Below are 14,640 nucleotides of genomic sequence, written 5' to 3' on the forward strand. Positions count from 1 at the left end.
AGAAATGAGAGCAATGATAATTGATAGATATGGAAAAGTCCCAATGCGTATGACAGAGGTACCTACTCCTAAAATAAATGAGTATGAAGTGCTCGCAGAAATTCATGCAGCTAGCATTAATCCAATTGATTTTAAAATACGCGACGGAAAAGTAAAAATGTTACTGAAATATGAAATGCCCCTAATACTTGGTAATGACTTTTCCGGTGTCATCGTAAAGGTTGGGGCAAAAGTGACTAACTTTAAAGTCGGTGATGAAATATATGCACGCCCAAGAAAAAATAAGATTGGTACTTTCGCGGAGTATATAGCCATTCATGAAAATGATATAGCTTTAAAACCTAATAATTTAAGTTTTGAGGAAGCTGCTTCGATTCCACTCGTTGGCTTAACATCATATCAAGCATTACATGACATCATACAATTACAAAAAGGACAAAAGATTTTAATTCACGCTGGATCCGGTGGTGTTGGTACTTTTGCTATTCAGTTAGCAAAAATAATGGGTGCCACTGTTACAACGACTGCTAGTGAAGCTGGTGTAAATTTAGTAACGTCTCTTGGCGCAGATGAAATTATTAATTATAAAACAGAGAAATTTGAAGATATACTAAAAAATTATGATGCGGTATTTGATACAATCGGCGGTGCAACACTTGAAAAATCATTCAATATTATAAAAAGCGGAGGAAACATTGTTTCCGTTTCAGGCATGCCGAATGCTCGCTTCGGTAAAGAATTTGGTTCAGGATTCTTTAAAACTCTCTTATTTTCATTAGCCAGCAAAAAACTTACCGCACTTGAAAAAAAGCATAATGCTCAATATTCATTTTTATTTATGAAGCCAAGCGGGGATCAATTACGTACTATTGCAAACTATATTAAAGCTGGACAAATCAAACCTGTAATCGATCGAGTTTTCCCTTTTGAAGATGCTCAAAAAGCAATGGAATATTCAGAGTCTGGAAGAGCAAAAGGAAAAATAATTGTAAAAATGAAATAATAATAAAACCTCCATTTTCTTAAAATGGAGGTTTTAAATTTGCTGTTAAATAGACATTGTGCAATGAAGTCCTTACAATAGATTGCAAGGGGAAATATTATATTATACTTTTAGTTAACTTTACAAAGAATACATACGTACAAATACATATCCTAATTACAAAAGAAGAGGAGATAAAATGACTAAAAATAATGAAGCTGGTTGGAATTTAGATAATAGTTATACGACTTTACCACAATCATTCTATACAGAAATCCCCCCTACTCCCGTAAGTTCACCGGAGCTAGTTAAACTAAATCATTCACTAGCAATATCTCTCGGCTTTAATCCTGAAGAATTGAAAAAAGAAGTTGAAATTGCTATTTTCGCTGGTAATGCATTCCCTGAAGGAGCTCATCCATTAGCTCAAGCGTATGCCGGTCATCAATTCGGACATTTTAATATGTTAGGCGACGGCCGTGCCCTTTTAATTGGCGAACAAATTACTCCTTCCGGTAAACGTTTTGACATTCAACTGAAAGGTTCTGGCCCTACTCCGTATTCACGCCGCGGTGATGGTCGTGCTGCACTCGGTCCGATGCTACGTGAGTATATTATTAGCGAAGCAATGTATGCACTTGATATTCCGACTACTCGAAGTTTAGCAGTTGTCTCAACTGGCGAACCAACATATCGTGAAACAAAGTTACCCGGAGCAATTTTAACTAGGGTTGCTAGTAGCCATATACGTGTTGGCACATTTCAATATGCTGCCGCTCGTGGTTCTACCGAGGATCTTCAATCACTAGCTGACTATACGATCAAAAGGCATTATCCAGAAATTGAATCTCATAAAAATCCATATACTGCATTACTACAAGAAGTCATTAAAAGACAAGCAAGTCTTATCGCTAAATGGCAACTTGTTGGATTTATCCATGGTGTAATGAACACTGACAATATAACGATTAGTGGGGAAACGATTGATTACGGTCCTTGTGCATTTATGGACAATTACGACCAAGGAACCGTATTTAGCTCTATTGACACACAAGGCCGTTATGCATATGGAAACCAACCATATATGGCTGCTTGGGATCTCGCTCGTTTAGCTGAATCTTTAATACCTATCCTACATGAAGATGAAGAAGCAGCATTAAAGATTGCACAAGACGAAATTTCAAAATTTAGCGTACAGTATGAAAACAATTGGTTCCTTGGAATGAAAAAGAAATTAGGACTATTTAGCAACGAGGAACAAGATCAATCACTTATTGAGCAACTTTTAAAAATGATGGAGAAATATAAAGCGGATTATACAAATACCTTCCGTTCTTTAACTCTTGATACTATCGAAAATACAGCTCTATTTGAAAGTCCTGCATTTAAAGAATGGTACAAACTGTGGCAATCTCGATTAGAAAAACAAGAAGAATCAAAAGAGAACGCCTATGAGATGATGAAAAATAATAACCCGTCGATCATCCCAAGGAACCACCGTGTGGAAGAAGCATTAGAAGCAGCTGTTACAGATGGAGATTATAGCGTAATGGAGAAACTTCTTGAAGCTTTATCAAATCCTTATGCTTATTCTGCAGAGCAAGAAGAATACTGCGTTCCACCTGCGCCGACGAATCGTCCTTATCGTACTTTTTGTGGGACTTGATTGTTTAATATGTAACAAGGTGTGTTCATACCAATTGTGTGAACGCACCCTTTTTATATCCCCCCACTCAACTAAAACTTTAAAATGCACATCCCCCGATGCCATTTCTTTAATCCAAAACAAATTCTACACTATTCCAATAGACTTACTCGTAAGCTTGTTAAACAAATATTGAGAAATATAAAACATCATTTCTAAATATTTTTATTTTTGATACTATATTTTATAAGAATATTCAAAAAGTGAGGGGATTTCATGAACGTTCAACTACAAGGTAATGAACAAATTACAAAATTATTTAATGACTGGTATTTTGCTATGCTAAAACAAGATGTATCCCAAGCGACAAACTTAAAGCATGAAATTGAGGAAAAGGAACTAAACTTCGAGGAAGATGAAAATTTAGCATTATATCATTCCTTACTAGAGTTTCGACATAAAGTTTTGACAGATAGTTTAAGTATTTCAAAAGATAGCTTTGATAAAATAGATTCTTACGTAATCTCATCCAATCATCCACTGTCTTACTACTATCACTTCTTTAAAGGCATTTATGCAACTTTAACCACAGACTATAACATAGCTAGCGAACATTATGAACAGGCTAAGTTATTATTAGTAAATAACACTGATAATCTAGAGCATGCTGAATTTTATTATCGAATGGCGATTTTCCATTATCACTTTTACCAACCAATTGAATCCATTGAATATGCAACTAAAGCTAAAGAGATTTTCGATAAACAAACTGGCTACGAAGTTAAAGTTGGATTATGTAAAAATACATTAGGTGCCTCATTTGTATATTTAAAACAATATGAACAAGCGGAAGAACAATATAATTCAGCAATACACCTTTTACAAAAATCTAATGAAAAAGAATTAATTTTAAGTGTACGTAATAATTTGGGTTGGTTATATGCGAGTCAAAACCTCTCCACACTCGCAATCCGTCACCTATCAGAAGTAACTGAAAAGAAGCCTACACATTTCAAAGCTCTCTTCTTGCAAGCAAGAGAACACTCTAAACTAGATGAAACAATTATCGCTGAAGGATTAATCCAAAAAGGGTTAAAAATTTGTACGGAATTAAATAATGAAGAATATATATATCATTTTAAAATTCTAAACGAACTAAATAATAATGTTGGTTCTGAAGAATTAGAAACAATTATTCTTAAAGGAATTACGTTTTTCGACAAAGAATTATTATATAACTACACTCAAGAATACTCAGAAAAATTAGCTGTTAAATTTTATAGTGAAAATAACCACATTAAGGCAAGTGAATATTTTCATAAAGCGTTACAAGCAAAAGAAAAAACGTTTGAGAAAGGGGCATTGAAATGATAAAAAAAATTAGCTCTGTTTTTTTAGGACTATCTGTTTTCGGTATTTTGGCTACTGGTATTCATAGTTCATTTACATACCAAGCGGGTCATGCTGATCTTCCTGCACCACAAAGACCTGACCTTGTTCAATCCGTTGGCGTAAGTACAGACTACAACTCAACAACAACTGAAAAAGCACTTTAAAAAATGAAAGACCTTCAATTAAGAAGGTCTTTTTAAATACGCTTATTTAGAATATTTCCCTTTCATGCAGGTTTTATTTTCTCATCAACTCCGCAATCCTCTTACTCCCCTCACTACCAACTTTCTCAAGTTTCTCCACAACTAAATTCCGTCTCTCTATAGAATGATTTTGACTTAACTTCGCTTTTCCTTCTATTTTATTTATCTTTATTTTAAACCCAACTATCCCCTTACTTAACCCTGCCATATAATCCGGGTCTACATCATCAAGTGAGTAGGTGCTCTGTGGATCTTCATATTTATGTACTAAGTCTTGAAGAGAATTTAATAATTCCTGTTTATCTTCAACAACTTCTAACTCTCCATATACATGTACTGCAACATAGTTCCATGTTGGTACAGCTTTGTTTGTTTCATACCATGACGGAGAGATGTAACTATGCGGCCCTTGAAATATAGCTAATACTTGCTGATTCTCACTATCTTTCCACTGTGCATTCGGACGTGCGAAGTGACCATATAACGTGAGCGTTTCCCTATTTAGCACCAACGGTAAATGCGTTGCATATGGTTCCCCGTTATGTTGAGAAAATAATGTCGCAAAGCTATTTTGTTCAATTGTTTCGTACTTCATCTCTTCATCTTGTATTGCAAAATATTTTGGTATGTACATTAGCTCCCTCTTTTCCGCTCTTTTCTATTTTCTTTCCTATTATATTTAGTAATCGCATCAATCAACAGGGCCAGTTTGTCATTATTTTATAGTGGCAGCATTCAATTTAATAAGAATAGGTCGCATGTACTTAATGCGACCTTAGTTTATTTTTCCAAATATATTTGTAATAAATGCTGTTTTACCTTCGCCATAGCTCGATCGATTTTTCGACTCTCTTGCTAACTCTTCCTTCAAGTTTCCATACTCATTAGCTACTTCAGTATGTTCACGCAGGTAATCTCGAAACGCTATATGCCTTCTCAACTCTTCACTATTTTTATCACACACATATAAATGATGTTCCATCCAAACTGTATTTCCCTCGTTCCATGGAACGAACGCATCCTTTCTTCCAAACGCTTCTCTTCCTTTAAAGCTCCATTCTAACTGATGATAGTACCCTATCTTCTCCAGTTTTTTTACTACCTCATGAAAAATTTCGTACTCTTCTATTACAACATCAATATCTAATATTGGTTTTGATGCAAGCCCTTTAACAGATGTACTCCCAACATGTTCAATAGATACAATGCTGTCTTCCATTACATTGTTAATAAGAGTGTGTATTTTATTAAATTCACTTTCCCATTTGACATCATATTCTTCGATAGCAATTCTCTGCTTCAACGTATCCCTCTTCTCAAAATAAATTATAAACGTTGAATATGAGTATCCTTAAAATCCGTCTCATATTTCAACCCATATCCAAACATTCGATCCATTCCAATATGTGCTATCCATATTAAACCAATCATAATAACTATATCTATCTTAAAATAAACACCTATGATAACAATTAATATCGATATGATATATGTGTGAAATAAATTATAAATGTTAGCACCAACGTGATTATTGATCCCATACGCTAACATGGATAAATCCGGCGCTAAAAGGAATACAAAAAATATAATCCAACTAAATTCATATATCGAATACATATAAATCGTGGCTAAAAATACAACCATTCCTTCAAAATGTACAATACGTTTTTGCATTATTTATCATTCCTCTATTTCAAATGAAATGCTTATCTCTTATTTTTCTATATTTATTGATAAATTTTCCCTTTGTATTTTTGACCAAACTGTCGCTAATATTGGCCCTGCAATGTTATGCCATACTGCCGCTAATACACTTGGGAGTGCAGCAGCCGGTCCAAAATGCAAAATACTTTCCAGCTATATTACTTATCGCTTCTAGTATTTTCATCCACTCAGCCCCTATCTTTTAATTGAAACACCTTATTCGGATTCAAAATATTTTGCGGATCAAGAGCTTTCTTTATTTTCTCCATTACAAATAATGCCGCCCCATGTTCTTCTTCTTGATACTTTCGTTTTCCGATTCCAACGCCATGTTCTCCTGTACACGTTCCTCCTCGTTTAAGAGCATACAGAACGATACTTTCGTTTATTTCGTCTGCCTTCTTCACTTCCTCTTTATCATTTGTGTCAATCATTAAGAGTACATGGAAATTCCCATCCCCAACATGACCGAGAATACCACCAATAAGGCCTACTTTATCTAATACCTCTTTCGCATGTTGAATTGCGCCAGCTAATTCCGAAATTGGCACACATACGTCTGTACTCATTAGCTTTTTACCAGGATAACTATGCACGTAAGAGTACGCTAAGTTATGTCTTGCATCCCACAGTTTATTTCTCGCTGCTGTTTCCGTCTCAAACGCAATTTCTATACATTTATGATCAAGAACGATTTCTTTCGTAAATTCAATATCTTGCTTTAACCCTGCTTCATTGCCGTGAAACTCTAAAAACAGCGTCGGTTCTTCTCTGTAACTTGTTTCATTGTAATGATTTACTTGTTTCATAGATAATTCATCAACGAGTTCAATTCTCGCGATTGGAATACCTGCTTGTAATATGTTAATTACAGCTTCTACTGCATCATTTATAGTTGGAAACGATGCCCTGGCAGCCATAACATGCTCTGGTATACCATATACTTTTAAAGTTAATTCTGTAAAACATCCAAGCGTCCCTTCTGAACCTACGAAAATACCATTTAAATGATAACCTGATGATGACTTCGCTGCTAAATTCCCCGTATGTATTATGCCTCCATCAGCTAGAACCACTTCTAAATCACGAACTTGATCACGCATTACGCCATACTTAACCGCTGTCGTTCCGCTTGCATTTGTAGCAGCCATTCCACCTAACGTTGCATCGGCTCCTGGGTCTACACTAAAAAACAAACCGTATTTCTTCAGTTCTTTATTGAGCTGAGAGCGGGTCACTCCTGGCTGTACTCTCACAAGAAAATCTTTCTCCCTTATTTCAAGTATTTTATTCATAAGAGAAAAATCCATTGTGATTCCCTTTTCATACGGAATTACATGTCCTTCTAAACTAGAGCCTACCCCAAATGGAACGACAGATCTTTTATGCTCACTCGCTACTTTCATTATCCCGCTAACCTCTTCGGTCGTTTTTGGAAAAACAACTACATCAGGTAAACTACTAGTATGGTAAGATTCATCTTTACTATGTAACTCTCTTACTGTTTCATTTATTACTACTCGCTCTTCAGGAAGTATATCCTTTAATTCATTTACTAAATGCTCAATTGTTATTTCCATAACTAACTCTCCTTTTTTAATTTTAAAATAAGTATACCATTTTTATACAAAATAATTAGAAAAATGAGATTTTTTAACTTTAAGCATACAAAAAAGAACTTGTAGCACTCGCTACAAGTTCTTTTTAAACTACATTTTATATGACTTCTTTATTAACAACATAAACCAAATTAAAGTAACTGCCATCAATGAATGAGAGAAACCTACAATATACGTTAACTCTTTAAAATCCGCTCCATTTAATTGAAGAAGCCCTCTCGCTGCCAGCGAACCTAACATTAAAGTTAATGCAATGTTATGTAAAACAAACCATTTATTAAATCCTTTCACTTCATGAAACGCGAATACTTTTGCTAATCCTAAAGCAATTAAAAAGAAGAAAAAACCAAGTACAAGTGTATGTGTATGTAAAAGATTTAATAAAGTAGAGCCTAAAATCCCTTTATACTTCCCATACTCCCTAGCAAATATTCCTGACAATAAACCGATAATTAAATACGTAAACGATGCATTATATAATTTTTTCATTATATACCTCCTTGAGTAGAATGTGTAGTGTGTCATATTTAGTAATAATGATAGTTATATAGTAAAAACTCCTAGTCACCTAGGAGTTATTGTATAAGCATCTCACTCTTTACAATCAAATCTAATTATAAAATATCCTTTTATACAAAACAAACGAACTTTATGTGAACAAGTAGAGCGTAATTAAAATATGTTGCACTTTTGTATTACGCAATCCATACTAATTGTTATAACATTTAAAGGTGGTGCAATAGATTGATAGTTCTTGAAACTGAACGACTCACTCTTCGTTGGCTCGATATAAAAGATGCTCCGTTTATTCTTGAATTAGTAAACGATCCTGCATGGATTCAGTTTATTGGCGATAAAGGGGTTAGAAACTTAGAAGACGCAAAAAATTATATCGTAAACGGACCAGTCGATATGTATAACAAACTCGGATTTGGCCTTTACTTAGTAGAGAGAAAAGAAGACCTCACGCCACTTGGCATGTGCGGTCTTATTAAAAGAGATTCATTAGAAGATGTTGATATCGGCTTTGCCTTTTTAGAAAAATTCCGTTCAAAAGGATATGGCCACGAGTCTGCTTCTGCGGTAATCGAATACGGTGTACAAAAATTTGGACTGAAACGAATTGTAGCAATTACTTCAATAGATAACACCGCCTCAGGAAAGCTTTTAGAAAAAGTAGGATTGCAGTTCGAAAAGATAATTTCAGACTCAGGAGAAGATTTAAAATTATTCGGGTATAACGTATAATACTTAAGACGCAATTCATTGAACCTCTTCCTATAACTGAAGGTTTTGGCAAGGAAAAGAACAGCCAATTACTTAAAAAGTATTTCTGGCATTTGTTCCACGAGCAGACAACCAAAATGGTGTCCTATATTTTATTGCAAGAATTCCTAAATCTCCCCAAAATTCATTGTAAATTTATAATGAGTGAGTTCATTTGCATATAAAAAAGACAGGGATAATTAGAATATTACTTCATTGAAAAAAACAAAAAGGAACCCTTTACGGATTCCTTTTTGTTTTTCACTCTTTTTCAAACAGTGCATTTTTGCACCTAACTTTAGTATAACCTATAATTTCTATAAAATAAATATGATTTATTATTATGTCCAGGAATTATTTTAAGCCACTAGATACTGCTGTCCAGAATTGTTTATTCTCCTGTCCTATTGCATAAACGGAAACCCCTGCAAGATTCTTTGTGATTGTATAGTGAGTTTTTTGTTTAATACTTGTTTCATCCTCATACCAAACTTCATGCTTATGATTATTTTTATCCGTATACGTAAACACCATCGAACCAGACGCTCCATCACGACGCGGTTTTGCATTTGTTTTTTGAATAAGTTCATTTGTGTCCTTCCAAGCAAGCATTTTGCTATTACTTTTATCACTCAAATCCCAATCATTTCCGTATGCAGGGATACCCATAATAATTTTTTTATTATCTACCACTCTAGTAGTGTAATTTAGATTTTCTTCTAACCATGGCTTACTAATAGTAGATCCTGGTTGACTCCATGTACCATGTTCATCGTAAGTCATTACTTGAAGAAAATCTACATTTTCACCTAATTGAGCATAATCAAATGGCCATGTCCATGTATTCTCACGATCATCCTCATTCTTGGCAGGAACCGATACCACAACAGAATGACCTGAACCATGGAATTTTTTTGATGTCTCTTTTACAAAAGTAGTAAGTAAGTCCCGATCTTCTGGCTTAATATTTTCTAAATCAATATTTACGCCATCATACTTATATTTAACAACTATATTATATATTTGATTTATTAATTTTGTTCTTTTCCCTGAATTAGAAAGAACGTTATGAGCTAAATTCTCGTCAAAGTAATTAATATCATTATTAAAGTTAGATAAAGCTGCATAAATTTTTATTTTATTTTTTTGCGAATAGGACAATACTTCTTTAGGTGCTTCCCCTTGCACAGTACCATCTGCATAAAAGAAAAAGTTATCTGTTGATACTTGATTCATTGCTGGTTGTGTTACCTTTAGAGAATCAGTGGATGTACCATATAAGGTATACCCGAGAACAATAGGTTGTTCTGTGCTATCGGCAGAAACTAACATAGTATTGTATGCTAGAATTGCAGATAGGCTGAAAGCGATTATGTACGGTTTTAACTTCATTTTTCTATCTCTCCTTTTTTGAGTAATATATATTCACGAATATAAATCTGATTATCTTTATAAAAAGATTATATAGATACAATATAAATTACTCTATAGTAAATTACCTCAACTGAAAAATTCTCTCCCTTCATCACTCCAAGTGTTTACACCGTGTAAACACCACAAACAAATAGTAACCCTAAGTATTTTTAATGTCAACACTCATTTTTATTGTGTGCAATAGACAATACTAAAAATTCTAGACCAGATATATAATCTTGCTTAAAATTAAGAATTTCACAAAAAGATAGTTACAACGTGTTAACACACATATATAATTCAAATCGCTAGGGTATTTACACGATGTTAATACCTTTATCCTCTCTAAAAATGATAGTTTGTACACTATACAAAAGCTCTAAGGAACTTGTTGAATGAAAAAATTCAGGAAATAACAAACATTACTTAGCAAGTACTTTCAGTTTAAAAGAAGGTATAGTTTTTACATTAGTAAATACAGACGCAGCTGAGAATTTGAACACTAAAACGAACATACGCACAAAAACCAAAATCACAAACTCGTTACTAAATAAGCAATTTGTTTAGTAAGGTAATAATATAAACTGATACTATATGTTTTTATATAACCTGATTACCATATGACTAATATTGATTTGTAATTTATTTCATATTAAAATGGTGAGTAATATTAATAAATAAAAACTATTTACAATATGGAGTGCAAATTAATGGTCTCAACACGGAAACAAGAATTAGAACAGATGCGTAATGCTAGAAGAATACAAATTTTAGATGTTGCATTGGAGTTGGCCTTAGAAAAGGGATTAATGGATATCACTATTGTGGATATCGTTAATAAAGCAAAAATTAGTAGAGTTACCCTTTACAAATACTATAAATCCATTCATGAAATTTTATTTAATATTCAAATCCGAATCTTAACAGAGTTACTAGAAGCTGAAAAAGAAGAAGTACAAAACGGAACTAACGCTTTCGAAAAGATGGAATCTATGTTTAAATTTATTAGTCATCAATATCAAACAAACTCCTCCCAATTCCGCTTCATAGGCTTGTTTGATCAATTGTATTCTAAATCGTATCCTACACCAGAGTTAGAAGAAAAATATACATCTATTACAGGGCAAGCTTTATTCACATTACAAGAATTAATCGAAGAAGGAATACAAGATGGTTCATTCCGTAAAGATATAGATCCTCGATTACTTGCCTTAACCATTACCCATATCTTATTGGGTACCTTATATCGAATGGCTACGAGAAGTGATGTGTATGAAAAAGAAAGTATTGACTGCTCTGATGAACTGTTACAAACTTTAATTAACTTTTTAATTACTTCTGTTTCTCACAGATAACTATCTAGGCTTCTTCACATTTAGAAAAGCTATTTATATTTTAGGTTGAAGGTCTAACTAATTATCTATTGATAAATAAGTATAAAAAAGAAGTTCTACTCAATATAGATAGAACTTCTTTTCACTTTACTTCACATATACGGAGTTCTCACTTATTCATTCCACATCGTGTTTAAAAACATGAGAAACTCATCTTCATTTACAGGTTTACTGTAATAATAGCCCTGAATTAGATAGCATGCATTTTGTTGTAACACTGTTAACTGTCCCTTCGTTTCCACCCCTTCTGCTATCACTTTCATATTTAAAGTATGCGCTAGTGAAACAATGGTTTGTATAATTTCATCTCCATCAGTAGAAGTTTCGATCCTATTAACAAATTCTCTCGGAATTTTCAAAGTATCAATTGGATACAGTGGCAGATACGCTAATGAAGAATAACCTGTACCAAAATCGTCAATTGATAAATGTACACCATATGATTTTAATGCTTTTAACTTCGATAAAGTTTCTTTTTCATCTACCATTGCTATTCGCTCTGTTAATTCCAAATCAATAGAACTAGCAGGTACTCCTATTTCTTCTATGGTCGATATAATTATTTGGACAAAGTCTTTCTGTTCAAACTCTATAGCTGATAAATTTATCCCCATCTTTAGATTTGAATAGCCCGCAGAATGCCATTCTTTCAGCTGTCGACACGCTTTCTGTAATGTCCATTTCCCAATTGAAATAATCTGCGACGTTTCTTCTGCGATAGGTATAAACTCAAAAGGAGAAATCAGCCCGAGCTTTGGATGTTGCCAACGTAGTAAAGCCTCTGAACCAATAACCTTACCTGCCTTACTATCAATCTGTGGTTGATACAATAAAAACAACTCATTATTTTCAATTGCATTTGGTAAATCCTGTTCTAATCGTAATCGACGGGTTATTTTTCGAGATAATGTCTCGTCATACATACAAACAGCATTGTTACCTTTTTCCTTTGCACTATACATAGCAATATCAGCATGTTGTAAAAGTGTAGTAGTATTTATTCCTCCAAACGGATACACTGCTATTCCTATACTAAGAGATAAGTAAAAACTATGCTGATTTACTACAAATGGTTCTTCAGTTATACGAAATAAAGTTTCACACAAATCCAATAGCTGTTGCTCTGTTTGGTTATGGATAATGATCGCAAACTCATCTCCCCCTATTCTTGCTAGAGGAATAGTCGGTGACAGACATGTCCTAAAACGGTTGGCAACTTCTTTTAAAACCCTGTCACCAATCGAATGACCCAGTGTATCATTAATAGTCTTAAAGCGATTCAAATCAATATACAAGAGCCCAAGCTTATCCTGTGTTTTTTGTGCACGCTTAATAGATTTTTCTAATTCCTGCTGGAAGAATATACGATTTCCAATCTCCGTCACCGTATCATGGAATGCAAGATAATTTATCTCATCCTGCTGTTGTTTCATCCTCGTTATGTCTTTTACCATTACATAACTCCCAAAGGTTTGTCCTTCTATCATAATAGGAACTATAGTGACATACCAAAAGAGTATATCCTTCTCATTGTTATTTTTCACACGTAACTGTAACGAAGATGAACTACATCGTTTTCCTTTTTTTATAGCCGATTCCAATTCAGATTTATCCTCATCTAAAAAAATAGAGAAGCACTCTTTCCCTATTAATACAGCACTGTCTTTTCCTAATAACATACTTCCAGCCTGGTTTATATTTAATACGGTACCATTTGAATCAATCGTTAATATAGGATCCGGATGATACTCATATAGTGACTTAAATCTCTCTTGATTTTTTACCAAATCATTAGATTTGTTTATTAAATCCATTGTTCTTTGAGATACTGTTTGTTCTAATTGATTATTAAACACTTTTAATGTTTCAGTTAAATCTTTGTTTTGCATTCGTACGATTGTATGACGAATCAGTACAAATACAAAAGCAATACAATTTCCCATAATCAGTGTAGATGAAGAAGTTTGCTCTTTCAAAGTAAAGCCAATTAAAACTGTAACTGCAAGATAAGGGAAAATGACAAGAATTTTCTTTCCAAATGTCGGATTAATAATAAAATAATTTCTTTTAGAAGATGCATTCTTTGGAATTGTAGCAGCAATAGCGATAAATAATAGGAAAACTCTATACAAACACCTTAATAATATAACTGAACGATCTGATAAATCGTCTTGTAAATAAAAATACAAGTAGTCCGTAATAGCCAATCCGGTTAATACTAGGATAAAAATAAACAATTTACTTTTTGTATTGAAAATAGCTGGTCGAAAGATTAGGGTAACTCCAAGTAATAGAAGCAATAAATCTAAAATCGGAAAAATAAATGAGAGAAAAACATCTCCAATTGATAAAAATAAGATATTTGCAGAAGGTTTATTAAATAGGTACCACTCTAATGTAAAAATAGCAGTAACAACAATACATAAATCACAAAGTAAATACGCTTTCTCCCACTTGTTACATTCCATCATGATTTTATAAAAGAACGCAAAGAGAAAGAAAAATAAGAAAAACAACAAAAATACATCAGAGATATTAAAATTTTGTATTGGCAATTCCACATTAAGTACTTGAAAAGCGGATATGAAATTCCCTATCAAGAAACACCCTATTGCAATAATAATGCAAACCCAGAATACTTCTAACTTAATTTTTCTAGCTAATATAGAATACAGTAATGAGATAAACACAGTAGTTTCAATGACTAAAGATGATAGTCGGATATTAAAATCTGATACGAAATAATGATTCGGAAAAACAAATAAAAATATAAAGCAAAAGCTTATATAAGCTATTAAAGCCAATATCAATACATAAAATTGCACATATGCATGTTTACGCAATGGACTCACCTTCTTGAGTTTTTTCTATACTTTTATTAAAAAATGTCTTGATAGTGGCACAACTCCTACTAATTAAAATGTGTGCCACCTATTATCCATATTATGACCTTTTTAAAAGATTTCTTTCTACATACAACAGTCTTGTTAATTTTTTGTATATGTTTACAATTTTTAATACC

13 protein-coding genes and 1 pseudogene are annotated in these 14,640 nt (G+C 33.2%); 6 read left to right on the forward strand and 8 right to left on the reverse strand.

What is annotated here, in order from left to right:
- Positions 1-4 precede the first annotated feature (4 nt).
- The 4 genes from F0362_RS17045 to F0362_RS17060 all read left to right on the forward strand — a co-directional run bounded on the left by F0362_RS17045 (position 5) and on the right by F0362_RS17060 (position 4,183).
- Positions 5-1,003, forward strand: coding sequence for an NADP-dependent oxidoreductase (locus F0362_RS17045; RefSeq protein ID WP_001202456.1), 999 nt, complete (start codon positions 5-7; stop codon positions 1,001-1,003).
- A 178-nt stretch (positions 1,004-1,181) separates the two neighbouring features.
- A complete protein-coding gene (locus F0362_RS17050) occupies positions 1,182-2,648 on the forward strand; it encodes a protein adenylyltransferase SelO (RefSeq protein WP_000164898.1) in 1,467 nt (488 codons plus the stop codon).
- Between the two features lie 255 nt (positions 2,649-2,903).
- The gene (locus tag F0362_RS17055) at positions 2,904-3,998 is read left to right on the forward strand and encodes a response regulator aspartate phosphatase (protein ID WP_001102702.1); all 1,095 of its coding nucleotides are present in this window, start codon (positions 2,904-2,906) and stop codon (positions 3,996-3,998) included.
- Entirely contained in the window at positions 3,995-4,183 is a 189-nt protein-coding gene (locus tag F0362_RS17060) for a Phr family secreted Rap phosphatase inhibitor (protein WP_000592018.1), read from the forward strand. Before F0362_RS17055 ends, F0362_RS17060 begins: the two co-directional genes overlap by 4 nt.
- Positions 4,184-4,256: 73 nt before the next feature.
- Here the strand turns inward: F0362_RS17060 and F0362_RS17065 are convergent, their stop codons facing one another.
- The 6 genes and pseudogenes from F0362_RS17065 to F0362_RS17090 form a co-directional block, all read right to left on the reverse strand.
- Positions 4,257-4,856 (reverse strand): FMN-binding negative transcriptional regulator, encoded by a 600-nt coding sequence (locus F0362_RS17065; RefSeq protein WP_000275803.1) that lies wholly within the window; start codon positions 4,854-4,856, stop codon positions 4,257-4,259.
- 141 nt (positions 4,857-4,997) lie between these two features.
- The gene (locus F0362_RS17070) at positions 4,998-5,525 is read right to left on the reverse strand and encodes a GrpB family protein (protein WP_000813515.1); all 528 of its coding nucleotides are present in this window, start codon (positions 5,523-5,525) and stop codon (positions 4,998-5,000) included.
- A gap of 23 nt (positions 5,526-5,548) precedes the next feature.
- Positions 5,549-5,896, reverse strand: a complete 348-nt coding sequence (locus F0362_RS17075; protein ID WP_001172067.1) for a DUF4260 domain-containing protein — start codon at positions 5,894-5,896, stop codon at positions 5,549-5,551.
- 39 nt (positions 5,897-5,935) lie between these two features.
- Positions 5,936-6,064 (reverse strand): annotated as a pseudogene (locus tag F0362_RS17080) (transporter); the annotation flags it as partial.
- Between the two features lie 50 nt (positions 6,065-6,114).
- A complete protein-coding gene (locus F0362_RS17085; RefSeq protein ID WP_000406565.1) occupies positions 6,115-7,506 on the reverse strand; it encodes an FAD-binding oxidoreductase in 1,392 nt (463 codons plus the stop codon).
- Positions 7,507-7,635: 129 nt separating this feature from the next.
- On the reverse strand, positions 7,636-8,034 hold the full coding sequence (locus tag F0362_RS17090) for a DUF2871 family protein (protein WP_000737890.1): 399 nt from the start codon (positions 8,032-8,034) through the stop codon (positions 7,636-7,638).
- Positions 8,035-8,289: 255 nt separating this feature from the next.
- Here F0362_RS17090 and F0362_RS17095 point away from each other — a divergent pair, with 255 nt between their 5' ends.
- On the forward strand, positions 8,290-8,793 hold the full coding sequence (locus F0362_RS17095; RefSeq protein WP_000636222.1) for a GNAT family N-acetyltransferase: 504 nt from the start codon (positions 8,290-8,292) through the stop codon (positions 8,791-8,793).
- 372 nt (positions 8,794-9,165) lie between these two features.
- On the opposite strand, the gene F0362_RS17100 is transcribed toward F0362_RS17095, so the two are convergent.
- Positions 9,166-10,203: a glycosyl hydrolase family 18 protein gene (locus F0362_RS17100; RefSeq protein ID WP_000769449.1), complete on the reverse strand. Its 1,038-nt coding sequence runs from the start codon at positions 10,201-10,203 to the stop codon at positions 9,166-9,168.
- A 731-nt stretch (positions 10,204-10,934) separates the two neighbouring features.
- On the opposite strand from F0362_RS17100, the gene F0362_RS17105 reads away from it, so the two are divergent.
- On the forward strand, positions 10,935-11,579 hold the full coding sequence (locus F0362_RS17105; protein WP_000255295.1) for a TetR/AcrR family transcriptional regulator: 645 nt from the start codon (positions 10,935-10,937) through the stop codon (positions 11,577-11,579).
- Positions 11,580-11,731: 152 nt separating this feature from the next.
- Here F0362_RS17105 and F0362_RS17110 read toward each other — a convergent pair whose 3' ends face one another.
- Positions 11,732-14,461, reverse strand: coding sequence for a sensor domain-containing protein (locus tag F0362_RS17110; RefSeq protein WP_001225483.1), 2,730 nt, complete (start codon positions 14,459-14,461; stop codon positions 11,732-11,734).
- Between the last annotated feature and the right edge of the window lie 179 nt (positions 14,462-14,640).

Origin of the sequence: Bacillus sp. BS98, from assembly GCF_008432245.1 — a bacterium.
In the GTDB taxonomy this organism is placed as follows: Bacteria; Bacillota; Bacilli; order Bacillales; family Bacillaceae_G; genus Bacillus_A; species Bacillus_A toyonensis.